This window comes from Bradyrhizobium sp. SK17 (assembly GCF_002831585.1).
Classification (GTDB): domain Bacteria; phylum Pseudomonadota; class Alphaproteobacteria; order Rhizobiales; family Xanthobacteraceae; genus Bradyrhizobium.
The window spans coordinates 7,511,214-7,538,119 of the sequence record NZ_CP025113.1; the positions used below are offsets into that span (position 1 = coordinate 7,511,214).

The following is a 26,906-nucleotide window of genomic DNA, read 5'->3' on the forward strand; positions in this document are numbered from 1 at the left end:
GTGGATATGGGCGGGCACCTGTCGGTCAACACCGGCGAGCTCGATGGCTTCGAGGGACTCCACGAAGCCGTCAAGGGCTCGCATGTCGAGGTCATGCAGCTTGAGCGCGGCAAGCTGCGCGGCACCTTGTCCCATGTCGGGATCGGCGATTTTTCGCTCAGCATCGGCGCGTTCAATGTCGGGGTCCGCACCCAGCGGACCTCGGCCGATGACAAGCTGATCATCGGAATGTTGCTCAACGCCACCGACCGCGTCACCCATTGGGCGTTCGACATGCAGCCGGCGGACGTGCTGGTGATCCCGCCATCGGTCGAGCATGACGGCGTGTTCCACCGGGCGTCATCCTATGCCGCCATTCGCTTCGACATGGCGGATCTCCCCAGCATGTTCGGCGGCGAACCGCGGCTGGCCGATGCCGCGACCTGGCAGGCGAAGAACCACTTTCGCGCCGATCCCACCATCGGCATGGCCGGAGCAGACAGGCTGCCGCAGATCATCTCGCATCTTGCCCGCTACCCGGACTCGCTGTCGGAAACGTCAGCCGAATTCTGGAAGCGCGCGATCATCGACTGCGTGAGGGGGACCGCCGTCGCCGCGCTGCCGCCCGACGGCACGAGCTATCTGCCGTCGGCGATGAAGCTGGTGCGCCATGTCGAGGACTACCTGCGTGCCGCAGGCAGCCGCCCGGTGCATGTCTCGGAAATCTGCAGCGAGCTTCGGCTGTCGCGACGCAGCCTGCACCGCGCCTTCCACGAGGTGTTCGGCCTCGGCCCGGTGACATTCCTGCGCTACAAGCGGCTCTGCACGATCCGCTCGATTCTGCGTGAAAGTACGCCGGACCAGACCACCGTCGCCAAGGTCGCGATCGAGCAAGGCTTCATCGAACTCGGGCGCTTCGCGCAATACTATCGCGCGATGTTCGGGGAATATCCGTCGCAGACCCTCGGCTACGCCGGCTAGTTCCACTGCCGCTCATCTGGATCGCCCCGGATCGCTATTGCCCGACAGCACCTGCGCGGCGCCGCCGATGCCGCGGCGAAACGCTTCATCGAAGGTGACGCCGCGAAGCCGCCATTTGTAGTCCCGGCCGTGCCAGGCCAGCTGCCATTGCGTGACCCAGCCGAGATCCTTGTCGTCCCAGACCAGCCGCCCGACCAGCGTCGCCTCGCCGCGCTGTGGCGCCAGGATCGAGGCCAGCTTCGCGGGCGATACTTTCATCAGTTCCGCGGCGCTGACTTTGGCGGCCGTCAACGCGGCCGCGTCGGGCAGCACGAAGCGCATGCCGCGCCTGGTGGCCGCGGCGGCAAGCGCGTCGCGTTGCAAATCGGACTGCGGCCCGTCCGACGTGACGATGATGTCCTTCGGACCGTGCTGCATCTCGACGAAGACGCCGAGCACCGGGCGCTGCGATCGCCACGGCTTGAGACCGAGCCTGGCGAGAATGCCGTCGACTTTTTTGTCGTCGAAGGCGACCGTGAGGTCGTAGGGCCGGTCGCGGGTGCCCTGCTCGTCATGATGCGGCTTGCCGGCATATTGGTCGTGGTAGTCGAAGCTGCTGACGAACTCCTTGGCCTTGGATTTGTATGCGACAAGCCTGGGGTCGCTTCCCAGTGCCGGTTGACCGGAGACTTTGATCAGGACGTCTTCGAGGCACGCGCCGAAGCCGATGATCCGGTTCGGCTCGCCCTGGCCGGTGACGACGGTCTGCGCGCGATAGAGGCTGTCATCCGCCGCGGCCATCGCGCCGCCGCAACAGATCAATGCGACGGCCAGCAGCGCGCGGACCGCGACAAGTCCGAACGCAGCGATCGGATTGCGCATCGTCTCAAGCAAGGCAGCCATGGTCACCTCCGCCCGGTCACGTCGTCAAAGCTATCGATTGGCGGTCATCTTCGACAGCGCCAGCCTGTTCCGGCATGGGCGCCATCCCATCGGCCGCATTGCGCGCACTGGCCACGCGCCGCGGCCCTGGCATATGCTCGGTGCAGGCACCGCGGCGCCGACTGCGCCGCGCATGACAAGACGATCGAGCAGGAGACGTCCCGTGAAATGCTATGAGTTGCACGGCCCCGGCGGCGTCGATGCGCTGGCGCTGGTCGACAAGCCGGTTCCGCAGGCCGGACCGGGCGAAGTGCTGGTACGGCTGAAGGCGGCGACGCTGAATTATCGCGACCTGCTCACAGTCAAGGGCGGCTACGGCTCGCGCCAGAAGTTTCCGCTGGTGCCGGTCTCCGACGGCGCAGGCGTGGTCGAGGCGGTCGGCGCCGGGGTCAAGGGTTTCGCGCCCGGCGATCGCGTGATCGGCAGCTTCTTCGAAAGCTGGCTCGGCGGCGAGCCGAGCGAGGCGCGGATGCGCGCGGCGCTCGGCGGCAGCGTCGACGGCGTGCTGACCGAGTACCGGGTGTTCCCGGCACACGCGCTGGTGCGCACGCCGGACCATCTCAGCGACATCGAAGCTGCCGCGCTGCCCTGCGCCGGCCTGACGGCATGGAGCGCGGTGGTCAAGCTCGGCGACATCAAGCCGGGACAGACGGTGCTGACCCAGGGCACCGGCGGCGTCTCGCTGTTCGCGCTGCAATTCGCCAGGATGTGCGGCGCCCGCGTCATCGCGACTTCCTCCAGCGACGCCAAGATCGCACGGCTGAAAGAACTCGGCGCCGATGTCACGCTGAACTACAAGACCACGCCCGACTGGGGCAAGAAGGCGCGCGAGCTGACCGGGCACGGCGTCGATTTGGTCGTCGAGGTCGGCGGCGTCGGCACGCTGAACGAGTCGATCCGTGCCACCAGGATCGGCGGCACCATCGCCTTCATCGGGGTGCTCGCCGGCCCGGCCTCGTCCGATTCGAGGCTGCCGCTGATGGTGATGCAGCAGCAGCGGCTGCAGGGCGTCACCGTCGGCTCGATCGAGGATTTGCAGGCGCTGTGCGACGGCATCGGCATGCACCGCGTCAAGCCGGTGATCGACAAGGTGTTCGCCTTCGACCAGGTCAAGGACGCGTTCGCCCACATGGCGAGCGGCGCGCATTTCGGCAAGATCGCGATTGCGATCGGCTAGCATGCTTGGCTAGCGCCCCGTGAACTGCGCCTTGCGCTTCTCGACGAAGGCCTGACGGCCTTCCTTCGCATCGGCGCTTTCGCGGATCACCTGCTGCAACTCGATCTCGCGGCGGAACTGATCGGCGTAGCTGGCGTGCTCGCTCTCCTCGAGCAATTGCCGGGTCGCGACCAGCGCGCGGGTCGGGCCGTCGGCGAGGCGGCCGGCGAGTGCCTTCGCCTCGTCGAGCAGCTTTGCGTCATCGACGACCTCGCGCACCAGGCCCCACTCCTTCGCCCGCTCGGCCGGCAGCGGCTCGTTGAGCAGCATCAGGTCGAGCGCACGCTGGCGGCCGACCAGGCGCGGCAACAGCCAGGTCGAGCCGAGATCGGGCACCAGGCCGATCCGGCTGAACACCTGGATGAAGCTCGCCGAGCGCGCTGCCAGGATGATGTCGCCGGACATCGCAAGGCTGAAGCCGCCGCCCGCGGCGACGCCATTGACCGCGACCACGACCGGCATGCGGCACTCGCGCAGCGCCTGCATCGCCGGCCAATAATGGGTCATCACGCCGGTGTAGATGTTGTCGCCGAGCGAATTGAACGCCTTGAGGTTCTGCCCCGAGCAGAAGCCGCGTCCCTCGCCGGTCAGCACCAGCGCGCGGATGCCGGGATCGTGCCCCATCTCGCCAACGGCGCGCGCCAGGTCGCCGAGCAGTTCCGGCGTCATCGCGTTCAGGCTGGCCGGATCATTCAGCGTCAGGATGCCGACCTTGCCGTCCCGTTCACGCTTCACGCTGCTCATTTTCCGCTCCCTGAAACTGGTTGTTGTTGCACTGACAGTGCCATGCCTGACATGCTACGCCAACGTGACCCGCCCGCAACAAAGAACAGCGAAAGCAACGCCATGTCCGATCAGTTCTCCAACTCGCAAGTGATCCGTAAGCCTGCCGTCAGTTCAAGGGGCGGCATCGTCGCGGCGCAGTCGCGCCGGGCGGCCGAAGTCGGCGCGGAGGTATTGGCGGCGGGCGGCGATTGCGTTGACGCCGTGATTGCAACCACTTTCGCGCTTGGCGTGCTGGAGCCGTGGATGAGCGGCGCCGGCGGCGGCGGCGCGATGGTGCTGTACCGCGCCAAGGAGAACCGCGTCGAGGTGATCGACTATGGCATGCGCGCGCCCAACGGCCTGCGCATCGAGGATTATCCGCTGACCGGCGGCGCGGCCTCCGACCTGTTCCCCTGGGCGCGGGTCAAGGATGATCGCAACCTGCACGGCCCCGGCTCGATCGCCGTGCCCGGCGTCGTCGCCGGCATGGAAGAAGCACATCGCCGCCACGCCAAGATGCCGTGGAAGGATCTGCTGGCGCCGAGCGTCAAGCTCGCCGGCGAAGGCCTGCTGGTGGATTGGTGGACCACCGAGATGATCGCCAGCTCCGCCGCCGATCTGCGGCGCTATCCGGCCAGCGCCGCGGCCTATCTGCTGGATGGCCTGCCGCCGAATGCGCAATGGAGCATCCGCGCGGCGGTCCGCATGCCGCAGGACCGGCTCAAGGCGACGATGGCGCAACTCGCCGCGGCGGGTCCGCGCGATTTCTACGAGGGCGATCTGGCGCGCAGCATCGCCGACGACATCCAGGCCGCCGACGGCGCGCTGTCGGTGCGCGATCTCGCCGCCTTCCGCGCCCACCTGCGCGAGCCGCTGAAGATTCCCTATCGCGGCGGCACCGTGTATGCGACGCCGGAGCTGACCGCGGGTCCCACCATGGCGCGTACGCTCGGCCTGTTGCAGAAGGCGTTGGCACCGGCACAAGGCGGCCCGGACGCGGCGGCCTACGCGGCCTATGCCGAGGCGCTGCAAGCCGCCTATCGCGAGCGGCTGAAGGACATGGGCGACGTCGACGGCCGCCGCGCGCTCGGCGCCGAGGCGGTCGCGCCATCCTGCACCACGCATTTCTCGGCAGTCGATCGCGACGGCAACATGGCCGCGGTGACGCAGACGCTGCTGTCGACCTTCGGCTCCAAATTCGTAACGCCGAACACCGGGCTGACCATGAACAACGGCATCATGTGGTTCGACCCGGTGCAAGGCAATCCGAACTCGCTCGCGCCCGGCAAGCGCTGCCTGACCAACTACACGCCCGTGGTGGCGGAAGCGGCCGATGGCCGCCGCCTTGCCGCCGGCGCATCCGGCGGACGCCGCATCCTGCCGGCGGTGTCGCAGCTCGTCTCCTTCGTGATGGATTTCGGCATGGATCTCGACACCGCGATCCACGAGCCGCGCATCGACGCCAGCGAAGGCGCCATCGTGATCGGCGATGTCCGCCTGCCACAAGCCGTGCGTGACGCGCTGCGCGGCCGCTTCGACTATGAGGAGGCCCGCATCCAGACCCAACCGAAGAAGTTCGCCTGCCCCAGCATCGTGCTGCGCGACGGCACGACGAACAGCGGCGCCACCGAGCCGTTTCATCCGTGGAGCGATGCCATCGCCGAAGGGTGAGGCAATCGCGGCGCGTCGTCCTGGCGAAAGCTAGGACCCATGCGCCGCGGCGGATGTTATTGAAGTGATTCGTCGTCCCGGCGAAAGCCGGGACCCATACTCCGCAGCTTGTGTTGTGAGCGGGACTCGTCGTTCAACATCGCCAATCGATCAGAATTTGTGGTTATGGGTCCCCTGAGTTCACAAACGAAGTGCAACACTTCCATCTGGAGGTGTTGCCATGGGGCGGACTTACAAGCAGCTCTGCCTGGAGGAGCGATGCGAGATTGCCAGGCTTTCGGCCGGTGGTAGCTCGATCCGGCAAATCGCGGCAGCTTTGGATCGCCCGCCATCAACGATCTCTCGGGAGCTGAACCGCAATTCTGGCGTTCAGGTCGGTTACAAGCCCAGCTATGCCCAGCAACAGATGCGAGCGCGGCGCTGGACGGGCTCTCGCCTCGAACGAGAGCCCGGCCTGCGCCGCGCGGTGTTGGAACGTCTTGGTCGGGGCTGGTCGCCCGAGCAGGTCGCCGGCCGGCTGGCGCGTGAGCACGGCCGCAGGGTGATCTCCTATGAGAGCATCTACCGCTTCATCTATGCCCAGCTCACCCGCACCTCGGACTTCAGCTGGCGACGCTATTTGCCGCGCGGCAAGAGCAAGCGCGGTCGTCGCGGCAAGCGGGGCGGCAGTCCCGCAAGCTTCATCGAAGGCCGTGTTTCGCTGGATCAGCGTCCCATCGAGGTCGCCGATCGCAAGACCCCGGGCCATTGGGAGGCCGACCTCATGATGTTCTCCAAATACGGTCAGCAGATCTTGGCCGTGCATGAGCGCACCTCCCGCCTGTTGCTCGGCGTCCCCCTCGCAAGCAAGCTCGCCTCCGGCGTCGCCCACCATCTCGTGCGCCTGTTCGAGGTCCTGCCACAACCGATCCGCCGGACCGTCACCTTCGACAACGGCACCGAGTTCGCAGCTCACCTTTCCTTGCAAAGCCTCTTGATCAAGACGTTCTTCTGCGATCCCCACGCCCCCTGGCAGAAAGGTGGCATCGAGAACGCCATCGGCCGCATGCGCCGCTTCATCCCACGCAACACCGACCTTGAGAAGCTGCCGACCCGCCGCCTTCGCAAGTCCATCGCCGCCTACAACAACACCCCGCGCAAATGCCTTGACTTCAAGACCCCGACAGAGGTCTTTGCTGCTCAAGTGTTGCACTTCGAGTGTGAATCCACCTCCCGGCCTTCGCCGGGACGACACTGAGGGTGTTGCGCGGCCTTTGAGTCAAACATCCGCATTCTCGCGACATGAACTGTCCGAGCTTTGCTTTTTCACTCCACCCTCTCTTCACAGAGGGCGCAGTAAAAGCCGGGTGCCGATCGCACCCATGGGCCCCGTGCAAAAGGTAGAAAGCACGGGGGTAGGACCACAGGTGTAACCGGAAACAGCCCGGCTTTCCCTGCGCGATGAGTTACGGCTTACTTCGTGCTCTCCCCGGCGAGACTTGGCGTGTTTGTTACCGTCTCCGCAACGCGCACCGCGCAATTCGAGAGACACCTGCCACTGGGGCGTCAGGACCACACGACTTCACCGTCCGCCTCACACGCACTCGTCAGTTGCGCGCTTGGCGTCCACCGCATCTCACCGCAACACTCCTGACGATGCGCAGCGCCCCTCGATCGGGTGAGACGGGCATATTGAACATCTGAGTTGGGTTGGATGTCAAGTTAAATTCTGAAAATCGGAACAAATAGACCGCCGCCTCGTAGGATGGGTAGAGCGCAGCGAAACCCATCATTGACGCCGCGGGCACAGATCGATGGGTTTCGCTTCGCTCTACCCATCCTACATCCGAGTTGCCTGGCGCGTTCAACCGGCAATACGGCCGAGCGAACACTGTGATGTGGCGCGAACCTACCGTCGAGCTATAGTCGGACGCCTCGGTCAACGACGGCTTGGAGCACCGCGGAATGATTACTTGCTACCTGCGTTATGAGATCAGGCTGGGCAAGCTCGCCGATTTCGAAGCTTACGCCGCCATGTGGCTCGATCTGCTGCCGCGGTTCGGCGGCGTCCATCACGGTTACTTCCTGCCCTCCGAAGGCGCGAGCGACGTCGCGCTGGCGATGTTCAGCTTTCCCAGCCTCGCGGCCTACGAGCAGTATAGGAAGGATTCCGCCACCGATCCGGACGTTCAGAAGGCGATCGCCTTCGCCAAGGAGACGGGCTGCTTCACCCGCTACGACCGGTCGTTCTTCCGACCCTTGTTTCCGAAAGCGGCGCAATGACGGAGACCAGCCTGAACAAAACAAGTGCAGATGTGCCGCCCGGCGCGCAGCTGCTTGGACGCGAATGGCTCGGCTTCGACGGCAAGATCGCCTCGATCCGTTTCGCGGCGCAGTCCGTGTTCACCAACCGGCATGGCACGATCCAGGGCGGCTTCCTCGCCGCGATGCTGGATTCCGCCACAGGTCTCGGAGCGCTGGCGGTGCTTCCCGAGAGCCAAACCGTGGTGACCAAGACCCTCACCACCCGGTTCCTCAAACCCGCGCGCGTCGGCCCGATCACGGCCAGGGCGAAGGTCGTCGCGCAGACCGACCGCGACATGATCGTCGAGGCCGACCTGATCGATGCTGACAACGTGACGGTCGCCACCGCCACGGCTGAACTGCGGATTCTCGACAAGCGGTAGGCGCGCTAGGCCATGTACTCATAAACGTCGGCTTCCGGGCATTCAGCCGAAGTCGCCCGGCCTGCCCGCCAATTGCGGCTTCTGACCCGTTGCGGACATTCGCACATTGATACCTCTAAACTCGTCGTAGTAGAGTTCCTAGCATGCACGCCATCAGCGATATTCTTCATGTCTTGGTCGGCCTTGTCCTCAACTAGCCTCGTTGGCAGAAGCTCGAAGGCAGCGACCTGAATGTCTCAAAATGCGCAAGCTAGTCCTCGGGTCCCCGACGAGTTGGCCGGTGTCCTTCGGCAACTCATGAAACGCACGGCGATCGTCAATGCATTGATTGCCCTCGTGGGCATAAGCGTGACCTTGTACGTCTACCTCAAGTGTCCAATTCCCTCTGAGATCATCCGTCATGGGCTCGATAAGTTCGGTAAGCCGCTTGAGCCTGAGAACGCCATATCTTACCTCCTCGTTTGCCCGCTTTTCCTAGGTTGGCTTGTCTTGATGCCATTGTTGGGAGCCAGGCAGGCGACGAGTATGACTTCTGACGAAGCTCTGGCTAGGGCGAGAAAGACCTTTGCATGGGTGCGTTGGGCAAAGCCGATCGAACCGTCCGTTCCATTTTATCAAGTGCTTTGCATTCTGCTCGTGAGCTTCCAAATCCTTGTATTCAGCGCGACTATCTTCCGTGATGTTTCAGCTGCGCTCGGTCACTTCTGACGTGGATGTCCGCTTCTGGCCCGTTGCTGAAGTTCAGTCTTTACGTGAGTGCGTCAGCTAGTGAGAGAGAGCGGACACGACCAAGTTCCGTTCGGGCCGACCGCTTTTGACCCTAAGCGGTCCTGGCACGTCTCCAAGCTTGCGCCATTTGAAGTGACTAAGAAACTGGAAGGGAACGCTCTTCCGATAATAGGGCACCGGAGGACCAATGGCCGAATTCTTCGTTCGCGCAATCGGGGCTGCCATCGAAGCCGTCCTGGACGCGCTGGTCGCGTACACTGGAAAACGAGCGCTGTCGCTTTTTGGATTGCAGTCGAACCTGTTCGTCGAGTTCTTGATTGGATTTGTTGTTTGGGCGATTTTCGTACTCGCGCTGACGGTGCTCATCACCGCGCTGTTTGTGTAACCATCGCGCATTCTTGCCGGAGTTAATCGCTCTTAGCTGACATGTCCGCCGGAACGCGCTGGACATTCGCCTTTGACCCTGAGCGGACTTGATCAAATGTTGAGGTGCGTTCTTAAATCTCTGCCAACGTGGGCTTGTTATCACAGGACATAGAACTCGTCTCATGCCCAAGAGTGGATATATCGTTAGATCTGGAGAGCAGGTCTATCAGGTCGCAACACCGCAAGACGCGCTTGCGCAGGCCGAATGGATGGCGGCCGAGGGGATGGAAGACGCCTGGATCATTACTCCGGGCCCCCGCGGCGTGATTTTGAGCCTCGAAACTTTGCGATACGCACTCAAAGACCTAGGCTAGCTGAGCATGCAAGCCGGAACACCGTAACGCTAACTCCTCCAGCAAACACGACTGACCTGAAGGTTGATGTCGGCTACTGGCCCGCAACCGACATGCCGGAATTTCGGCTTCAACGTCAGCTTTCGCAACGAGAGCAGACGCGACGAGTTATGAGTACGCGTCCGAGTTCGTGGCGCCAGCTATTCCACCGTCGTGTCGAGCCGCATCAGCCCGTCATTGTCGAACAGTTCGAGCCTTGCCCCGTCTGCGACGGCCCTCAAGCAAAGCTCGTGCTGATCGCCCGGCTCGTCCAGGCTGCGGCAGAAGCGGCCACGATCATCGACGCGCCATATTCCGGTCCAGCGCGGACGGCGCTCCGGTCCGGCCAACACTGCGAGCGCGCCGTCGGCTCGCACCTGCCAGGCGAACGGACCACCCTCGAGCAGCCTGCCGGCCACCAGCGTCTTTCCGGACAGCGCAGCTTTCAGCGCGTCGCCATCGAGGCGCGTTCCACTGGCATGGGCGAGCGCGATATCCGGGCCGATATCGGTCGCTCCTGCCGCGGACAGGATCAGCCAGAGCAGCCGCCCCATCTGCCGGAAATTCGGCTCCGGCCTATGCGGGACATCGCTGTTGATCCGATGCACGATGACGAGATCATAGGCCGGGATCACGAAGGCGTACTGGCCCTCGGCGCCGATCGCCTCGAACGTGCCCGTCGGCACCTTGACCGTCGGCGCTCCCATATCGGACGGGAAGCCGATCCACCACAGATAGCCGTAGCCGAGGCCCGGCCCGAGCGTCGCAAAGGCCGGCGAATAGGCCTCGGTGCTCTCGCGCACCCAGGCGCCCGGCACGACCTGGCGGTCCTTCCAGCGCCCGCCATGCAGATAGAGCAGCGCGAAGCGCGCCAGGTCGCGCGCACTCATGCGGATGGGATAGGCCGGATGGTCGGACGCCGCACCCCTGACATACTCGCCATCGCCCGGCTGGTAGTCCTGCATGCCGATCGGTCGTGCGATCCTGTCGTCGATCGCGGCGAAGATCGACTGCGACGTGGCGCGCTCATAGATCGTCCCGAGCACGTTGAAGTCCCAGTTGTTGTAGTACCAAAACGTGCCCGGCGCGTGGCTGCCGCGCAGCGGGCGCTGCTTCGCCATGCCCGGCGTCTCGTAAAGCGCGGCGTGATAGATGCCGGAACGCGCCTTCAGGAGATCGGCGACGGTCGCGGTCTTTTCGACATCGGTCAGGCCCGGTGCGTTATCTTCGATGCCGAGGCTGCCGATGGTGGCGGCGGGATCGATCTGATGCGCGTCGACCGCGATGCCGATCAGCGCACTGAGCAGGCTCTTCCGGATCGAATGCAGGTTGGACTTCACCGCGGTATCGCCCCATTCCGCGACGATGCGACCATGCTGCACGATCATCACCGCGGCGGTCGGGGCAACGTGTTGAGACCACGACTTCACCTCGGCGAGCCTTTCCGTCGACCAGCCGGCGGCCTCCGGCGCGATGGTCTCGAAGGCTGCACCTGGAAAATTGTCGGCGATCACAGCCGGTGGCTCGGCGCGACATGAAGGTGCGGCAAGGCTGAGCAAAAGGGTCAGTAATACGACGGCCGCAACAGAACGGCGGCGCGTCGAGGTCCGGACATCGCTCACAGAATTCCTCCGTGTCGGCGCAAGAAGTGGCCGACACGGATAGCAGACTTCGATCAATTCAGCGAGCGAGCCCCATCACGAGCTCGTCGATCTTGATCGGGAAATTCCGCACGCGGATGCCGGTAGCGTGGAAGACCGCGTTGGCGACCGCACCGGCGCTGCCGGTGATGCCGATCTCGCCGACGCCCTTGATGCCGAGCGGATTGACGTGCGGATCGTGCTCGTCGACCGTGATGACCTCCATCGGCGGCACGTCGGCATTAACAGGCACATGATACTCGGCGAGGTTCGCATTGAGGATGCGGCCCGACCGCTTGTCCATCACCGCCTCCTCGTGCAGCGCAAAGGAGAGGCCCCAGATCATGCCGCCATAGAGCTGGCTCTGCACCATCAACGGATTGATGATGCGGCCGGCGGCGAACGCGCCGACCATCCGCGTGGCGCGGATCTGGCCGAGCTCCGGATCGACCTTGACCTCGGCGAACACCGCGCCATGCGCGTGCATCGCATATTGCGATTGCGCCGCCGCGTCGGCCGCACCGGTGCCTCTGCCCTCGACCTCGGCGACGCCGGCGCGCGCCAGGATCTCGGCATAGCTTTCGCTGCGCGCATCGTCGTCGCGGCGATGCAGCCGCCCGGCCCGCGCCACCACGCCGGCATTGCCGGCGCCGAACAGCGGCGAGCGCTCATCCGTGGTGGCAAGCTCGGCGAGTTTTGCGATCGCGGCAGCGCCCGCGTTGTGGATCGCGGCGCCGACGGTCGCGGTGTGCCCCGACCCGCCGGCGATGCCGGCATCGGGCAGATCGGAGCTGCCGGAGCGGAACGTGAGCTGATCGAAATCGAGCCCGAGCGAGTCGGCAGAGATCTGCGCAAGCGCGGTCCAGGCGCCCTGTCCCATGTCGTGTGCGCCGGTCTCCATCACGCCCTTGCCATCGGCGCGGATCACCGCGCGCGCATTGCCCTGGAACATGATCGCCGGGAACGTCGCGGTGCCGATGCCCCAGCCGACCAGGAAACCGTTCTCGTCGCGCATCTGCTTCGGCTGCAACGGGCGCCCGGCCCAGCCGAAGCGCTCGGCCGCCCTGGCGTAGCATTGGCGCAGCGCCTTCGAGGAGAACGGCTTGCCGGTGGTCGGCTCGACCTCGGCATAGTTCTTCAGCCGGAACTCCAGCGGATCGATGCCGCAGGCGAACGCCGCCTCGTCGATCGCGCTTTCCAGCACGATCGATCCGGTGGCCTCGCCCGGTGCGCGCATGAACAGCGGCGTGCCGGTGTCGACGCGCACGGCTTCATGTGCGGTGCGGATCGCGGGGCTGGCATAGAGCGTGTGCGAGGCGTCGGCCGCGGGCTCGTAGAAATCGTCGAAGCTCGACGTCGTGACGCGCGCCTCGTGGTTGATCGCGGTCAGCGCCCCGGCATCGTCGGTGCCGATCCGGATGCGCTGCCGGGTCGGCGGACGATGGCCGACCGGGCCATACATCTGGCCACGGCGCAGCACCAGCTTGACCGGACGACCGGTCAGCTTCGCAGCCATGATGCCGAGCACCTGCGGGCCGGAGATCAGCCCCTTGGAGCCGAAGCCACCGCCGAGGAACGGGCTGTTGATGTGGATGTTGGCCGGCGAGATGCCGAACAGCCCGGCAACGCGCATCTGCGCGAACCCCATGCCCTGGCTCGGCGTGTCGATGAACAGGCGGTCGCCGTCCCACACCGCGACGATCGCGTGCGGCTCCATCGCGTTGTGATACTGCGCCGGGGTCTCGTAGGTCGCATCGGTCAGCTTCGAAGCGGCAGCCATGCCGGCATCAATGTCGCCATGGCGGACCTCGGCCGGATTGCCGATGCCGACCACCGGCGGCGCATAGGCCTCGCCGGCATCGAGGCCGACGCGCGCGATCTCGACCTGGTAGCGCGGCGACAGCAGCGCGGCGCCTTCGGTCGCGGCCTCCAGCGTCTCGGCGATCACCACCGCGATCGCCTGGTTGGCGTAGCGCACCTCGTCGCTCTGCAACAGCTCCATGCGGAAGGCGAACGGATTGCCCTTGGCGTCCGGGTCTTCCGCAAGCTCCGGCTTATGCGCCGGCGTCATCACGTCGATCACGCCGGGATGGCGCTTCGCGGCGGCGACGTCGAGCGATGTGACGCGGCCACGCGCGATGCAGCTGCTTGCGATCACGGCGTAGAGCATGCCGGGCGGATGATTGTCGGCGGCATAGCGCGCCTTGCCGGTGACCTTGAGCACGCCGTCGGTGCGGGTCAGCGGCTGGCCGATGTTCGAGCCATGACGGATATGGGCGGGGTCGCGGGTCAGACTGATCTCAAGCGTCATGCGTCACGCTCCTGCAACGGAGGAGAAGGGAGAGCCCGGCAGCGCGGCAATACGATCCGGCGTGCCCCGGGCGGCAAGGGTGAGCGCGCGCACGATGATGCGTTGTGCGAGCTCGATCTTGAAGGCGTTGTCGCCGGACGGCTTTGCGTCTGCGAGCGCGGCGCGTGCCGCCTCGCGGTAGCGCGCCGCATCGGGCGCGGCGCCGGCGAGCAGTTGCTCGGCTTCGCGCGCCCGCCACGGCTTGGCCGCGACGCCGCCGAGCGCGAGCCGCGCGTCGCGGATCCTGCCGTCCTCGATCCGCAACGCCGCGGCAGCCGACACCACGGCGAAGGCATAGGAGGTGCGCTCGCGGACCTTGATGTAACGGGCATGGCCGGCGAAGTCTTTCGCCTCGGCCGGCAACCGCAGCGCGACGATCAAATCGCCGCGCTCGAGCGCGGTCTCGCGCTCCGGCGTCTCGCCGGGCAGCCGATGCAGTTCGCCGAGCGGCAGCTCGCGCCGGCCGGCCTTGCCCTCGATCTCGACGACGGCATCGAGCGCGACCAGCGGCACGCAGAAATCGGACGGATGGGTTGCGATGCAGCCCTCGCTCCAGCCGAGCACCGCGTGCAGGCGGTTCTCGCCCTTCACGGCGTCGCAGCCGGCGCCCGGCCAGCGCCGGTTGCAGGCGCTGCCGGCGTCGTAGAAATAGGCGCAGCGCGTCCGCTGCATCAGATTGCCGCCGACGGTCGCAGCATTGCGGAGCTGCGCGGATGCGCCCGACAGCAACGCCTCGGCGATCGCGGGATAGTTGCGCGCGAACTCCGGGTCATGCGCGAGATCGGCATTGCGCACCAGCGCGCCGATCCGCAAGCCGCCGTCGGAGAGATGCTCGATGCGATCGAGCCCGGGCAGCCGCGTAACGTCGACGAGACGGCTCGGCCGGCTGACGCCGCCTTTCATCAAATCGAGCAGGTTGGTGCCGGACGCCAGATAGCTCGCGCCCTTCTCGGAGGCCGCCGCGATCGCGTCCGCGACATTGGCCGGCCTGACATAATCGAAGTTCATCATGCGGAGCGCCTCTGCTTGGTGGCGGTCATGTTGGATTGGGCCTCGAGCACGGCCTCGGTGATGCCCTGATAGGCGCCGCAGCGGCAGAGATTGCCGCTCATGCATTCGCGCACCCGCTCCGGATCGTCGCCGCCCTGGCCTTCCCCAATCAGGCCGATGCCGCTCATGATCTGGCCCGGGGTGCAGAAGCCGCACTGGAAGCCGTCATGGGCGATGAAGGCGGCCTGCACCGGGTGCAGCTCGCCGCCGCACGCGACGCCTTCGATGGTGACGATGTCGGCGCCGTCATGGCTGACGGCGAGCGCGAGGCAGGAGTTGATGCGGCGGCCGTCGACCAGGATGGTGCACGCGCCGCACTGGCCGCGGTCGCATCCCTTCTTGGTTCCCGTGAGGTCGAGCCGCTCCCGCAACAGGTCGAGCAGGGTGACGCGGGGGTCGTCGAGGACAATGTCCCGTCGAACGCCGTTGATGGTGAGACTGAGTGGGAGATTCATGCAGGCTCCGATCCGTGTATGGTCGGGTTGAATCGAGGCAACGCGCACCTGTGGCCGCCGATCCAGGGGGTCGGCGCGCCTTGTCAGGCCCGGTGCTGGTCGCCATATACGGAGGCATCCTCCGTTTACAAGGGAGGGTGAGAAGAAAAAGCAATGGCCGGGTCATCACCAGAAACTGTCCGCAAGCCGCGCGCCGATGCCGTGCGCAACCGCGAGCGCGTGCTGGAAGCGGCCAAGGCCGTGTTCTCGGCCGGCGGCAGCGAGGCCAGCCTCGAGGCGGTGGCGCGCCATGCCGGCGTCGGCATCGGCACGCTGTATCGCCACTTCCCGACCCGCGAGGCGCTGTATGAGGCGGTCTATCGCCGCGAGGTCGAGCAACTCGGCGATCTCGCCGAGCAGCTCCAGAACGCGCCCGAACCGGTCGAGGCGTTGCGGCGCTGGCTGCGCGCCAATGTGCAATTCGTCGCGACCAAGAAGGGCATGGTGGCGGCACTGGCGCTGGTCGCGGCCGGCTCGAGCGAGTTGCAGGCCTATTCGTTCGATCGCCTGACCAAGTCGATCGGCACGCTGCTTGCGCGCGCCGTTGCGGCCGGCGCGATCCGCGACGACATCAGCGCCGAGGACGTGCTGCGGGCGCTGATCGGCATGTGCTACATGCACGACCAGGCAGGCTGGCAGGCCACCGCGCTGCGGCTGCTGGATGTGTTCGTCGATGGCTTGCGAGTGCGGCCGGAGAGCGAGGCGACGGCTGCGAGGAAGGCCAGTCGAAAACCGTCGCGCTAGATGGCGGGTCGCTTCAGGAACGACCCGTGCGCGGCTCCAGCCACGCCATGATGATCGCATGCGGCGTCCGCCGGCGGCGCGGCAGGTGGTACCGCTCCAGCGCGGCCGTCGCGAACGCTGATGCCTGTGCGCCGGATTGCCGCCTTGCCGGCGGCAGCGTCATCCACTCGCGAATGACCGCGCGTCGCACTTTGGACATCGCCATCTCCTTCCCTGCGTCAGGCCGCGAGCCGCAGCGGATGCGCCTGCGACCGCCGCGCCGACAGCGCGCATCCGCATTGATGCACGATGCCCTGCTCGACCACGAAGCCGCGCTGCTCCAGCGCGGTACGCAGGCTCTGGCTGGCCGCGGGCTTCTGCGCGTCGAGCCACACCACCAGCACCGCGCGGGCACTGAGGAAACCGGTCAGCCAGTCGAGCGTCGGTTCGAGCGCATGCAGCGTGCGGCGCCGCCAATCGACCAGCGCTGCGTCATATTGCGCGGCCGGGTGGCCGCAATTGGCGGTAGCAGCCGTTCGCAGGAAACCGCGCCGCTGCAATTCGAGCATCAATTCGATGCTCCTCGTGCCAGCCACGACGATGCGCTGCTGCGTCGAGCAGCCGGCCAGCGCGATCATCGGCTCGATAATCCGGTCGCCCGCAGCCAATTCAATTGAAGACATCATGTCACCCGTTCGCGTTCGCCCACGCGCGCAACCGGCCATGTGTCGGCCGGCCTGCACGATGCGGGAGCGTTCGGGAGCAATATCTTCAGGACGGGATATGAATTCGAGAGCGCCGCGCGATGTACCGCATAGGCGCGGCATAGGTTCGCGACGGGCCCCCGCGCCCGTGGCCGCCGGCAAGAGAGCCGCGAGTTGTGCGAAAGTGTACAGACCGCCCGACCGGCATTCGGCTAGATCGCCGCATTGCCAATGCCTAGATCATATTTGCGATCCGGCCCGGCCATCGCGCCGGGCCTTTTCGTCGCCTGACGGCCTTATTCCGGTTATTCCGGCGGTTTCAGGCGAACATGATCGGGAACCGGCAACGGCTTGTTGGGTCCGTCGAGAAATTCGACCGTCGTGAAGGCGAGATCGGTGTCGCCGATATTGTGGACGGCGTGCACGAGATATTGGTTCGCGGCCAGCTCGCGGTGCTGGGTGAAACCTTTGTAGAGCACGCGCTCAGCTGAGGAGCCATCCTCGAACCAGTTGCGCGAACGTCCATCCGCCATCGCGGTCCAGAAATGGCTCAGCACATGACGATGAAAGCCGAACCAGGTCCCGGCGGGTATGTGCAGATGCCAGACCCTGAGCTTTGCGGTCTCGGACACCAGAAGGCTGCCGACCGCACCGTTCCATTTGCCCGCTTCATAGGCGTCCTGAAGCTCTTTCGGCCAAGCCGCACGAGAATTTTCCGACATCGATTTGCTCGCTCCATTTGATACCAATCAATATATTGGTTCCAGCAAAGAGCTGGCATTCACGCAAATATCCGCAGAATATCTCGCCAGCAAGATCAAACCATCGGTACCATTCGCGATTGATCTTGACATGGCGAGGGCCAAAGACTTACGACCGGACAAAACAAGCTGCCGCCCTGCATCGGTCGAAACGCTGCGGAGTCAGCGACGCGAGAGGAAGTGCCATGTTGGAAACGCCTGTCCTGATCGTCGGCGCCGGACCTGTCGGTTTGACGGCCGCCATCGCACTCTCGCAGCATGGCGTCCGCTCCGTGCTGGTCGAACGCCATCCATCGACCTCCATCGCGCCCAAGGCCCGCGGCATCAACGCGCGCACGATGGAGATGTACCGGCAGATGGGCATCGAGGACGACATCCGCGCGGCCGGGATGCCGGCGCGATACGGCAAGATGATCCTGTGGGCGGAAAGCCTGGCCGGGAAGGAGATCAACCGTCTCGCGCCCGGACGCGGCTCGGCGGCGAGCCTGACGATGTCGCCGGCCGGCAATTGCGGCTGCTCGCAGGATATCCTCGAGCCCATCCTGCGGCGTCACGCCGAAGCGCTGGCGCCCGGCAGCATCAGGTTCAACACCGAGCTCAGCGATCTCAGGCAGGACGCGAGCGGGGTGAGCGGCACTCTGACCGATGCCGTGAACCGCGACACGATTCCGTTCCGCGCCCCTTACGTCATCGGCGCCGACGGTACGCGCAGCTTCGTGCGCGACACGCTTGGCATCGGCAGGACCGGCGAGCGGGACATCTACGATTCCGTCAATCTCCATATCCGCGCGAATCTGCGGCCGTGGGTCGAAGACCGGCCGGCGGCGCTGTACCTGATCGAGCAGCCGGACCTCCGCGCCACGTTCCTGACCGTGAACGGCACCGACCGGTGGGGATTCCTGATCCACAGCCTCAGCGTCTATGGCTTCACCCGCGAGAACCTTACGCCCGAGCGATGCATCGCGCTGGTGCGCCAGGCCGTCGGCGTACCGGAGCTGCCGGTCGAGCTCGTCGGCGTCAGCTTCTGGAACTGCTCGGCCATGGTCGCCGACAGGTTCAGCGACGGCAACGTTTTCCTGGTCGGCGACTCCGCGCATGAAACCACGCCGAGCGGCGGGTTCGGCATGAATCTCGGCGTGCAGGATGCGCAGAACCTGGCATGGAAGATGGCGGCCGTGTTGCACGGCGAGGCCGATGCCGCGCTGCTCGACAGCTACGACGCCGAACGCCGGCCGCACGCCTCCGACGTCGTACGGACCACTTTGCTCAACATGCAGAGCTTCGACCGCACCGCGCGTCAGGCCGAGGCAAAACTTCCGCGCAAGGAATTCCTCAACGAGCGCGGCCTGATCTTCGGCGCCTGCTACAAGTCCGCGGCCGTGGTCCCGGACGGCTCGAACCCGCCTGCCGTCAGCGACCCGGTGACGGACTACGTGCCGTCGGCGCATCCCGGTTGTCGCGCGCCGCACGTGCCGCTCACGCGCAAGGGTCAGCCGGTCTCGACAATCGATCTGTTCGGCAGAGGCTTCGTGCTGCTGGCCGCCGCGCATGGCGCGGTCTGGCGGACGGCGGTCAGCCAGCGCGGCCTGCCGCGTATCGACCTGCACATCCTCGGCGAAGATGTCGTCGACACCGAAGGCAACTGGATGGACGTCTATGGGGTTGAGGACGGTGGCGCCGTCCTGGTCCGACCGGATGGATATGTGGCCTGGCGCGTTGCCACCCTGCCGAACGATCCGGCGCGCGCGCTCGCCGACGCGTTCGCCCACCTGTTCGGTCGCCAGGCCGGCACGCAAGCGGCCTGACCGATGGCTGTCGGAGCGACGTCGCAAACTGCTGTCGCCTCTCCGCAAGAGCTCGGCCTCGACCCGGCCAAGCTCGAACGGGCCTGCGGCATCATCGACGGCCACATCGCGGCGGGTTTTCATCCCGGCGCGCAGCTCGCCGTCGCGCGGCACGGCCGGCTGGCGATTGATCGCTGCTTCGGCCACGCCATGCTCGATCCCGCGCTTGCCGTCGGCGAGACCACCCTCTTCCCGCTGTTCTCCAACACCAAGGTGATCACCGCCGCCGCGGTCTGGACGCTGGTCGAGGACGGCCGGCTGCGCTTCACCGACCGCGTCGCCGAGCATGTGCCCGGCTTCGACGCGCACGGCAAGCAGGGCGTCACCGTCGCGCAACTCTTGACCCATCAGGCCGGCTTTCCCGCCGCCGAGGTGCCAGCGGCATGCTTCATCGACCACCAATTGCTGCGCCGGGCGGTTTGCGATTTCAGGCTGGATTGGCCGCCCGGATCACGGCTGAGCTATCATCGGATGTCGGCGCACTGGGTCATCGCGGTGCTCATCGAGGCGCTGACCGGCGCCGACTATCGCGACGAGATCCGCAAGCGGGTGATCGCGCCGCTCGGGCTCGCCGACGAGATCGTGCTCGGACTGCCGGAGCGTGAGGACCGGCGCAGGTCGTTGATGTATTCGCCGAAGCAGGACGATCGCTGGCCACCCGACGCGATCGAAGCGACGCCGCACTTCAGGCGCGCAGGCATCCCCGGCGCCGGAGGCTACGCGACCGCGCGCGCGATGGCGGTCTTCTACCAGATGATGGCGCAGGGCGGCATCTGGCAGGGCACGCGAATCGTGTCATCGCGCATGATCGACTACGTGACGCGCGACTTCACCGGCGACATGGTCGACGATTACATGGGCTATCCGATGCATCGCGGCCTCGGACCGTTCTGCCGCGGCCATTCGCTGACGGTGCGCGGACTTGGCGCGATCGCGCATCCAAGAACCTTCGGGCATAGCGGGGTCGGCACGTCCTATTGCTGGGCCGATCCGACCAGCGGCGTGTCGTTCGCCTTCCTCAGCAACTGCCGCAGGGACAATGAATGGCACAACAAGCGCATGGATACGCTGAGCACGCTCGTCCACGCAGCGATCCTGCAATGAGCATCAACCGGCCGCCGACGATCCAGCCTCTGCGCCGCCGAACGGGGAGATTGCCGTGACGATCGCCGTACCGGATGCGCAGGAAGCCCCTCAATCGGAGCAGACGGCCGCCGATGCCGGTTGGTACGCGTGGTACGTCGTGTTCATCCTCACCGCCTGCTACACGCTCGCCTTCGTGGATTCGAAAATCCCCTTCATCCTGGTGCAGGCGATCAAGAGCGACCTGGCGCTGACCGACACCCAGCTCGGCATCATCGCGGGGCCTGCCTTCTCGCTGATGTATGCCGCCGGCGCGATGCCGATCGCAAAACTGTCGGACCGCATCGCGCGCAAATACGTCATCGCGGTTGCGGTGACGATCTGGAGCGGCTTCACGGCCGCCGGCGGCGCCACCCACTCGTTCCTCGCATTCATGCTCAGCCGCACCGGCGTCGCGCTCGGCGAGTCGGCGCTGACGCCCGCCGCGCATTCGATGTTCGCGGACTATTTCCCGGCGGGCCAGCGCTCCAAGGTGATCGCGATCTACTCCTGCGGGATTGCGATCGGCAGCTTCATCGCATTGACGGTCGGCGGCGCGCTGTCCGATCGGCTGGGCTGGCGCACCACCTTGATGATCGTCGGCGGCGTCGGCCTGGCGCTGTCCTTCATCGTCGCTACCACCGTCCGCGAACCGGCGCGCGATCTCAGCACCTCGGGCCGGCAGATGTCGGAAGGCAGCCTGGTCGCGCTGCTGAGCGATCCGGCGATCCGCAACACCATCGTCGGCGGCATGATCCTCGGCATCGCCAACGGTTCGGTGAGCGCGTGGGGGCCGGCCTACATCATGCGCACCTTCCACCTGTCGGCCGCGGCAACCGGCGCGACCTACGGCACGCTGCTCGGCATCCTTGCGATCGCCGGCACGCTGGCAGGCGGATTGATCGCCGGCTGGCTCTCGAACAAGGACGTCAGGTATGGCTTCCGGCTGCTCGCGGCGGCGTTCCTGATCTCGACCATCGCCAAGATCATCTCGCTGCTGACGTCAAGCTATGTCCTGTTCCTGGCGTTCGGCGCGGTCTCGGCCTTCTTGCAGCTGTTCTATCCCGGCCCGACCTATGCGACGATCCAGTCGCTGGCAAAACCGAATGCGCGCAGCTTCGCATCGGCGGTGACGATGTTCTGCATCAACGCCGTCGGCATCGCCGGCGGCGCTTTCCTGACCGGATTGTTGAGCGACCGCCTGGTGCCGTACGTCGGCGCCGAGTCGCTGCGCTGGTCGCTCGGGATCATGTCGCTGATGTCTGCGTGGGCCGCCATCCACTACTGGCGCGCGGCCTATCACCTCGGGCGACGGGCCAAGTCAATCGGCTGACGGTTACTCGAACAGGTTCCGTCGCGTCGTCAGCAGATGATCGCGCATCGCGCGAGCCGCGTCGTCGGCCGAGCGCCGCCGCAGCGTCTCGCAGATCGCGCGGTGATGGGCGAACGAGCGGCGCCGCTTTTCGGGCGTGATCGCGGCGAGCCGCAGGGCCTGCCAGTCCCCGGTCGATCGCGCGGCGTTGAACGCCGTTACCAGGCCGACCAGGATGTCATTGCGGGTCGCCTCCGCGATCGCGAGGTGGAACGCGCCGTCCCAGCGCACCCAGGCCTCATCGTCCTTCACCTCGGTGGTGCGGCGCATGCAGGTCTCGATGTTGGCGAGATCGGCTTCGCTGGCGTTGACCGCAGCGATCGCGGCGATCGAGGGTTCGACGGCGAGGCGGGCCTCGAGCACGGCGGCCGGACTGCCGCGCGCGATCAGGCGTTCGATGCTGACGGGACCGGCGGTGCGGCGGCCGAGAAACGTGCCGTTGCGGCGGCCGCGCCAGAGCTGCCCCTCGAGCTCCATCTGGGTGAGGATCTTGCGCAACGCGCGGCGGCTGATGCCGAGCTCGGTGGCGAGTTCGCGCTCCGGCGGCAGACGGTCGCCCTCGCCGAGCTCGTTCTGCTCGATGAAATGGAGCAGCTCGTTGGCTTCTTCGGCGTCGGACTCTTGATCTGATGGCGCCGCTCTCGGCACGTCGGGCTCGCTATCCTGAAAGGACTGTTGCGGGAGTCTACTACCCCCGCAAGAAGCCGAATAGCGCTATTCACGCGACCGGCCCGCGACGCGACATGCTATCCAAAGCGATGATCGTAGCGATTGATCGACAGCTCCTTGGTGTCGATCTCCGGCGTCTTGCCGGACAGCATGTCGGCCAGCACCCGGCCCGAGCCGCAGGCCATGGTCCAGCCCAGCGTGCCGTGGCCGGTGTTGAGGTGCAGGTTCGCATAGCGCGTCGCGCCGATCACCGGCGGGCCATCCGGCGTCATCGGGCGCAGGCCGCACCAGAAGGTCGCCTTGGGCAGGTCGCCGCCGCGCGGAAACAGGTCGGTCAGCGAATGATCCAATGTCGCGCGCCGCGCGTCGTAGAGCTTGGTCGAGTAGCCGGAAATCTCGGCGGTGCCGCCGACCCGGATGCGATCGCCGAGCCGGGTGATCGCGACCTTGTAGCTCTCGTCCATCACGGTCGATTCAGGCGCGCCGCTGGCGTCCTTGATCGGCACCGTGATCGAATAGCCCTTGACCGGATAGACCGGCAACGAGATGCCGAGCGGCCGCACCAGATGCGGCGAATAGCTGCCGAGCGCCAGCACATAGGCGTCCGCGGTCATCACGCCGGCGCTGGTCGCAACGCCGGTGATCCGGGTCGCGTCCGCGTTCAGCCCGTCGATGCCGGTATCGAAGTTGAAGCGCACGCCCAGCTTTTCGGCTTCGACCGCGAGAGCCTGCGTGAACATGTGGCAGTCGCCGGTCTCGTCATGCGGCAAACGCAGCCCGCCGGCGAATTTCTGCTTGACGCCGGCAAGTGCCGGCTCGGCTTTGATGCAGCCCTCGCGGTCGAGCACCTCGAACGGCACGCCATATTGCTTGAGCACGGCGATGTCGTCGCCGGTGTGATCGAGTTGGGCCTGCTCGCGAAACAGCTGCAACGTGCCCTGCGCGCGCTCGTCGTATTTGATGCCGATCTCGCCGCGCAGCGCTTGCAGGCAGTCGCGGCTGTACTCCGCGATCGGGATCATCCGGCTCTTGTTCACGGCGTAGCGCGCCGTGGTGCAGTTGCGCAGCATCTTGAGCAGCCACAGCCACATCACCGGATCGAGCTTCGGTCGGATCACCAGCGGGCCGTGTCTCATCAGCAGCCACTTCACCGCCTTCACCGGCACGCCCGGGCCGGCCCAGGGCGACGAATAACCCGGCGACACCTCGCCGGCATTGGCGAAGGAGGTTTCCAGCGCGGGCTTCGGCTGCCGGTCGATCACCGTCACCTCATGGCCGGCACGCGCGAGGTAATAGGCCGAGGTGACGCCGATCACGCCACTGCCGAGAACAAGGACCTTCACTTTTCCTCACATCCTGCAACGAAAACGCAATCGCCGCTGCGAAACCATTCTGCTTCGCAACGGCGACAGCAATTTGTAGAGCTAGCTAGAAAATAGCTAGCAATTATCAGGCCACGCGCTTGATGGCGTCGCCGAGGATCGAGACGATGTCGTCGATATGCGACTTCTCGACGATCAAGGGCGGCGACAACGCCAGCGAGTCGCCGCTCATGCGGAAGTAGAGGCCGCGATTGAAGCAGTCGACCATGACGTCGTAGCCGCGTGCGCCGACGGCGCCGTCGCGCGGCGAGAGCTCGACCGCGCCCATCAGGCCGACATTGCGGATGTCGACGACGTTCGGCAGGCCCTTCAGCGAATGCAGGCCATCGCGCCAGTACTCGGCGAGCGAGGCGCCACGGGTCAGCAGGCCTTCGTCCTTGTAGATGTCGAGCGTGGCAAGACCCGCCGCGCAGGCCACCGGATGCGCCGAATAGGTGTAGCCGTGGAACAGCTCCATCGCGTTGTCGGGACCGACCATCAGCCCATCATGGATCTGGCGGCTGGCGAACACCGCGCCGCACGGCACGGTGCCGTTGGTGATGCCCTTGGCGGTTGTCATCATGTCCGGCGTGACGCCGAAGAAGTTGGCGGCGAATGGCGCGCCGAGGCGGCCGAAGCCGGTGATGACCTCGTCGAAGATCAACAGGATGCCGTGCTTGGTGCAGAGCTCGCGCAGCCGTTGCAGATAGCCCTTCGGCGGCGGCAGCACCGCGGTCGAACCCGGTACCGGCTCGACGATCACGGCCGCGATGGTGTCGGCGCCGTGCAGCGCCACCATCCGCTCGACATCGTCGGCGAGCTCGGCGCCATGCTCCGGCTGGTCCTTGGCGAAGGCGTTGCGCGCCATGTCATGGGTGTGGCGGATATGGTCGATGCTCGGCAGGTGGTTGGCGAACTGGCGGCGGTTGGCCACCATGCCGCCGACCGACATGCCGCCGAAGCCGACACCGTGATAGCCGCGCTCGCGGCCGATCAGACGGGTGCGGGTCGGCTGGCCGGCGGCGCGGTGATAGGCCAGCGCGATCTTCAGCGCGGTGTCGACCGATTCAGAGCCCGAATTGGTGAAGAAGATGCGATCCAGCCCCTTCGGGGCGATCTCGGCGAGACGCTCGGCGAAGTCGAACGCCATCGGGTGGCCCATGTTGAACGAGGGCGCAAAATCCAGCGTGGAGAGCTGGCGCTCGACGGCGGCGGCGATCTGCGGGCGGCTGTGGCCGGCGTTGACGCACCACAGACCGGCGGAGCCGTCGATCACCTGCCGGCCATCGACCGAGGTGTAGTACATGCCCTTGGCGGAGGAGAACAGCCGCGGCGCCTTCTTGAACTGCCGGTTGGCCGTGAACGGCATCCAGAACGAATCGGTCTTGATGGTGTTCGGAATCTGATGAACGGTCACGGTGCACTCCATGGGCTGGGTTTGCCTAGTCGGACCACTCTTCCCGGCACTCAACAAGTCCTTTTCTGTCGCAGCGCAAGCCATTGATCTTGTTGAGGCAGTCTGCGAAGATTTGTTCGATCCGCAACACCTGCAACAGGGATTTGCCATGAGCGTCGACATTGGCGGTCGGCTTCGATTCATCCGCGCGCGGCACAAGCTGTCGCAACGCGAGCTCGCCAAGCGCTCCGGGGTGACCAATTCGACGATTTCGCTGATCGAATCCAACCAGATGAACCCGTCGGTCGGCGCCCTGAAGCGCATCCTCGACGGCATCCCGATGGGGCTCGCCGAATTCTTCGCGATCGAGCCGGAACGGCCGCGCAGGGCGTTCTACCGCGCCGACGAGCTGACCGAGATCGGCAAGAAGCCGATCTCCTACCTCCAGGTCGGCGACAATCTGTTCGGCCGGGCGTTGCAGATCCTGAAAGAGCGCTACGAGCCCGGCAGCGACACCGGCCGGGTGCCGCTGGTGCATGAGGGCGAGGAAGGCGGCATCGTGGTCTCGGGCCGGCTCGAGGTCACGGTCGACGACGAGCGGCGGGTGCTCAATGCCGGCGATGCCTATTATTTCGAGAGCCGCCGCCCGCACCGCTTCCGCTGCATCGGCGCCAAGCCGTGCGAGGTGATCTCGGCCTGCACGCCGCCGACATTTTGAAATCCGCTGCCGGCAGCGGCCGCAGCATCGTCAGAGATCGCGGGTCTGCCGATCGCCATAGGCGATCACGGCGGCAACGGTGGCAAACATCGCGACGGTGGCGATCAGGACCAGGATGGTGTCGAGAGGCATCGGTGTTCTCCTGCATGTTGCGGAGAAAGCCTAGCGCGCGGACGCGCCCATCACCTTGCGCTGGATCAAAACCGACATCGTGACGATCAGCCCGCGCCGGCGAGCTTGAGCCGTTCCAGATCGAGCAGGCGGACGCCGTCCGGCACGATCAACACCGCCTTCTCACGCGCAAGCCGCGTCAGCGTGCGGCTCACCGTCTCGATGGTGAGACCGAGATAATCGGCGATGTCCTGCCGGCTCATCGGCAGCGCCACGGTGACCGACACCGCCCCGATGCGCGCATGACGCGCCTGCATGTTGAGCAGGAACGCGGCAATCTTCTCCTCGGCGGTGCGCCGGCCGAGCAGCAGCATCTGGTCCTGCGCGAGGCTCAATTCATGCCCGGCGAATTCGTGCAAGCGGCGCAACAGATGCGGCTTGCCGTCGATATAGCCGAGGAACGCCGACCGCGCGAACCGACAGACCGAGACCGCGGTGACCGCCTCGGCGGTGACGCCGTAACGGTCCTGCAATGCGAGCCCGAGGAAATCGCCCGGCAGCGCAAACCCGACGATCTGCCGGCGGCCGTCCGGCAACGATTTGTAGAGCCGCACCACGCCATCGGTGACGTTGAACACACTGCCCGCCAGCGAGCCCTGCTCGAACAATGTCGTCCTGGCCGGGACCAGCTTCGCCTGGCTGATGCGGTCGAGTTCGTCGAGCTCGGTCGCCTCCAGCGCCGCGCAGACGCTGAACAGCCTGACCTTGCAGTCCTCGCAGCCATTTGCGGCACGGCCATGCTTGCAATCGCGCGCTGTCGCGCCGGCACAGGTCTCGTGCTGGGGTCCGGCAATGCTCATCGCTCAGGGGTCCGCATGGTTTCGATCCCGACTATATCGGCTGTC

Annotated in this window: 26 protein-coding genes; 13 read left to right on the forward strand and 13 right to left on the reverse strand. The window is 65.9% G+C overall.

Features of this window, described 5'->3' with window-relative positions:
- Nucleotides 1-6 precede the first annotated feature (6 nt).
- Nucleotides 7-960, forward strand: coding sequence for a helix-turn-helix domain-containing protein (locus CWS35_RS34870; protein ID WP_024579799.1), 954 nt, complete (start codon nucleotides 7-9; stop codon nucleotides 958-960).
- Nucleotides 961-972: 12 nt separating this feature from the next.
- Here CWS35_RS34870 and CWS35_RS34875 read toward each other — a convergent pair whose 3' ends face one another.
- Nucleotides 973-1,842: a DUF2066 domain-containing protein gene (locus CWS35_RS34875; protein ID WP_100955643.1), complete on the reverse strand. Its 870-nt coding sequence runs from the start codon at nucleotides 1,840-1,842 to the stop codon at nucleotides 973-975.
- A gap of 202 nt (nucleotides 1,843-2,044) precedes the next feature.
- On the opposite strand from CWS35_RS34875, the gene CWS35_RS34880 reads away from it, so the two are divergent.
- Entirely contained in the window at nucleotides 2,045-3,058 is a 1,014-nt protein-coding gene (locus tag CWS35_RS34880; RefSeq protein ID WP_100956931.1) for an NAD(P)-dependent alcohol dehydrogenase, read from the forward strand.
- Between the two features lie 9 nt (nucleotides 3,059-3,067).
- On the opposite strand, the gene CWS35_RS34885 is transcribed toward CWS35_RS34880, so the two are convergent.
- Nucleotides 3,068-3,841 (reverse strand): enoyl-CoA hydratase-related protein, encoded by a 774-nt coding sequence (locus CWS35_RS34885; RefSeq protein WP_043855683.1) that lies wholly within the window; start codon nucleotides 3,839-3,841, stop codon nucleotides 3,068-3,070.
- A gap of 102 nt (nucleotides 3,842-3,943) precedes the next feature.
- On the opposite strand from CWS35_RS34885, the gene CWS35_RS34890 reads away from it, so the two are divergent.
- From CWS35_RS34890 to CWS35_RS34915, 6 genes are all read left to right on the forward strand, one after another.
- The gene (locus tag CWS35_RS34890) at nucleotides 3,944-5,533 is read left to right on the forward strand and encodes a gamma-glutamyltransferase (RefSeq protein ID WP_100955644.1); all 1,590 of its coding nucleotides are present in this window, start codon (nucleotides 3,944-3,946) and stop codon (nucleotides 5,531-5,533) included.
- Nucleotides 5,534-5,753: 220 nt separating this feature from the next.
- The gene (locus CWS35_RS34895; RefSeq protein ID WP_100955645.1) at nucleotides 5,754-6,770 is read left to right on the forward strand and encodes an IS30 family transposase; all 1,017 of its coding nucleotides are present in this window, start codon (nucleotides 5,754-5,756) and stop codon (nucleotides 6,768-6,770) included.
- A 707-nt stretch (nucleotides 6,771-7,477) separates the two neighbouring features.
- Nucleotides 7,478-7,795, forward strand: a complete 318-nt coding sequence (locus CWS35_RS34900; protein ID WP_100955646.1) for an NIPSNAP family protein — start codon at nucleotides 7,478-7,480, stop codon at nucleotides 7,793-7,795.
- Complete coding sequence (locus tag CWS35_RS34905) at nucleotides 7,792-8,199, forward strand: PaaI family thioesterase (RefSeq protein WP_245438787.1); 408 nt, start codon at nucleotides 7,792-7,794, stop codon at nucleotides 8,197-8,199. Before CWS35_RS34900 ends, CWS35_RS34905 begins: the two co-directional genes overlap by 4 nt.
- Nucleotides 8,200-8,496: 297 nt before the next feature.
- The gene (locus CWS35_RS34910; protein WP_157817311.1) at nucleotides 8,497-8,907 is read left to right on the forward strand and encodes a hypothetical protein; all 411 of its coding nucleotides are present in this window, start codon (nucleotides 8,497-8,499) and stop codon (nucleotides 8,905-8,907) included.
- A gap of 208 nt (nucleotides 8,908-9,115) precedes the next feature.
- The gene (locus tag CWS35_RS34915; RefSeq protein ID WP_100955648.1) at nucleotides 9,116-9,313 is read left to right on the forward strand and encodes a hypothetical protein; all 198 of its coding nucleotides are present in this window, start codon (nucleotides 9,116-9,118) and stop codon (nucleotides 9,311-9,313) included.
- Nucleotides 9,314-9,847: 534 nt separating this feature from the next.
- Here CWS35_RS34915 and CWS35_RS34925 read toward each other — a convergent pair.
- The 4 genes from CWS35_RS34925 to CWS35_RS34940 form a co-directional block, all read right to left on the reverse strand.
- Nucleotides 9,848-11,200 (reverse strand): serine hydrolase, encoded by a 1,353-nt coding sequence (locus tag CWS35_RS34925; RefSeq protein WP_245438788.1) that lies wholly within the window; start codon nucleotides 11,198-11,200, stop codon nucleotides 9,848-9,850.
- Nucleotides 11,201-11,366: 166 nt separating this feature from the next.
- Nucleotides 11,367-13,637 (reverse strand): xanthine dehydrogenase family protein molybdopterin-binding subunit, encoded by a 2,271-nt coding sequence (locus CWS35_RS34930; RefSeq protein ID WP_100955651.1) that lies wholly within the window; start codon nucleotides 13,635-13,637, stop codon nucleotides 11,367-11,369.
- A gap of 3 nt (nucleotides 13,638-13,640) precedes the next feature.
- On the reverse strand, nucleotides 13,641-14,687 hold the full coding sequence (locus CWS35_RS34935) for a xanthine dehydrogenase family protein subunit M (RefSeq protein WP_100955652.1): 1,047 nt from the start codon (nucleotides 14,685-14,687) through the stop codon (nucleotides 13,641-13,643).
- Entirely contained in the window at nucleotides 14,684-15,181 is a 498-nt protein-coding gene (locus CWS35_RS34940) for a (2Fe-2S)-binding protein (protein WP_100955653.1), read from the reverse strand. Before CWS35_RS34940 ends, CWS35_RS34935 begins: the two co-directional genes overlap by 4 nt.
- A gap of 153 nt (nucleotides 15,182-15,334) precedes the next feature.
- Here CWS35_RS34940 and CWS35_RS34945 point away from each other — a divergent pair, with 153 nt between their 5' ends.
- Nucleotides 15,335-15,964, forward strand: coding sequence for a TetR/AcrR family transcriptional regulator (locus CWS35_RS34945; protein ID WP_100955654.1), 630 nt, complete (start codon nucleotides 15,335-15,337; stop codon nucleotides 15,962-15,964).
- A gap of 13 nt (nucleotides 15,965-15,977) precedes the next feature.
- On the opposite strand, the gene CWS35_RS34950 is transcribed toward CWS35_RS34945, so the two are convergent.
- From CWS35_RS34950 to CWS35_RS34960, 3 genes are all read right to left on the reverse strand, one after another.
- The gene (locus CWS35_RS34950; protein ID WP_157817312.1) at nucleotides 15,978-16,163 is read right to left on the reverse strand and encodes a hypothetical protein; all 186 of its coding nucleotides are present in this window, start codon (nucleotides 16,161-16,163) and stop codon (nucleotides 15,978-15,980) included.
- A gap of 19 nt (nucleotides 16,164-16,182) precedes the next feature.
- Nucleotides 16,183-16,629, reverse strand: a complete 447-nt coding sequence (locus tag CWS35_RS34955; protein WP_157817313.1) for a hypothetical protein — start codon at nucleotides 16,627-16,629, stop codon at nucleotides 16,183-16,185.
- 323 nt (nucleotides 16,630-16,952) lie between these two features.
- The gene (locus tag CWS35_RS34960; RefSeq protein ID WP_024583922.1) at nucleotides 16,953-17,369 is read right to left on the reverse strand and encodes a hypothetical protein; all 417 of its coding nucleotides are present in this window, start codon (nucleotides 17,367-17,369) and stop codon (nucleotides 16,953-16,955) included.
- A gap of 224 nt (nucleotides 17,370-17,593) precedes the next feature.
- Between CWS35_RS34960 and CWS35_RS34965 the strand changes: the two genes are divergently transcribed.
- The 3 genes from CWS35_RS34965 to CWS35_RS34975 are packed head-to-tail and all read left to right on the forward strand — an operon-like array spanning nucleotide 17,594 to nucleotide 21,707.
- Nucleotides 17,594-19,213 carry an FAD-dependent monooxygenase gene (locus CWS35_RS34965; RefSeq protein WP_100955657.1) on the forward strand — a complete coding sequence of 540 codons (1,620 nt, stop codon included), beginning with the start codon at nucleotides 17,594-17,596 and terminating at the stop codon, nucleotides 19,211-19,213.
- A gap of 3 nt (nucleotides 19,214-19,216) precedes the next feature.
- Nucleotides 19,217-20,356, forward strand: coding sequence for a serine hydrolase (locus tag CWS35_RS34970; protein ID WP_100955658.1), 1,140 nt, complete (start codon nucleotides 19,217-19,219; stop codon nucleotides 20,354-20,356).
- A 55-nt stretch (nucleotides 20,357-20,411) separates the two neighbouring features.
- Nucleotides 20,412-21,707: an MFS transporter gene (locus CWS35_RS34975; protein ID WP_157817314.1), complete on the forward strand. Its 1,296-nt coding sequence runs from the start codon at nucleotides 20,412-20,414 to the stop codon at nucleotides 21,705-21,707.
- A gap of 3 nt (nucleotides 21,708-21,710) precedes the next feature.
- On the opposite strand, the gene CWS35_RS34980 is transcribed toward CWS35_RS34975, so the two are convergent.
- From CWS35_RS34980 to CWS35_RS34990, 3 genes are all read right to left on the reverse strand, one after another.
- Nucleotides 21,711-22,394, reverse strand: coding sequence for a FadR/GntR family transcriptional regulator (locus CWS35_RS34980; RefSeq protein WP_024583926.1), 684 nt, complete (start codon nucleotides 22,392-22,394; stop codon nucleotides 21,711-21,713).
- A 98-nt stretch (nucleotides 22,395-22,492) separates the two neighbouring features.
- Nucleotides 22,493-23,758, reverse strand: a complete 1,266-nt coding sequence (locus CWS35_RS34985; RefSeq protein ID WP_100955660.1) for a D-amino acid dehydrogenase — start codon at nucleotides 23,756-23,758, stop codon at nucleotides 22,493-22,495.
- Nucleotides 23,759-23,864: 106 nt separating this feature from the next.
- A complete protein-coding gene (locus tag CWS35_RS34990) occupies nucleotides 23,865-25,193 on the reverse strand; it encodes an aspartate aminotransferase family protein (protein ID WP_024583928.1) in 1,329 nt (442 codons plus the stop codon).
- A 148-nt stretch (nucleotides 25,194-25,341) separates the two neighbouring features.
- Here CWS35_RS34990 and CWS35_RS34995 point away from each other — a divergent pair, with 148 nt between their 5' ends.
- Nucleotides 25,342-25,890 carry a cupin domain-containing protein gene (locus tag CWS35_RS34995; protein ID WP_024583929.1) on the forward strand — a complete coding sequence of 183 codons (549 nt, stop codon included), beginning with the start codon at nucleotides 25,342-25,344 and terminating at the stop codon, nucleotides 25,888-25,890.
- 218 nt (nucleotides 25,891-26,108) lie between these two features.
- Here CWS35_RS34995 and CWS35_RS35000 read toward each other — a convergent pair whose 3' ends face one another.
- On the reverse strand, nucleotides 26,109-26,861 hold the full coding sequence (locus tag CWS35_RS35000) for a Crp/Fnr family transcriptional regulator (protein WP_100955661.1): 753 nt from the start codon (nucleotides 26,859-26,861) through the stop codon (nucleotides 26,109-26,111).
- Between the last annotated feature and the right edge of the window lie 45 nt (nucleotides 26,862-26,906).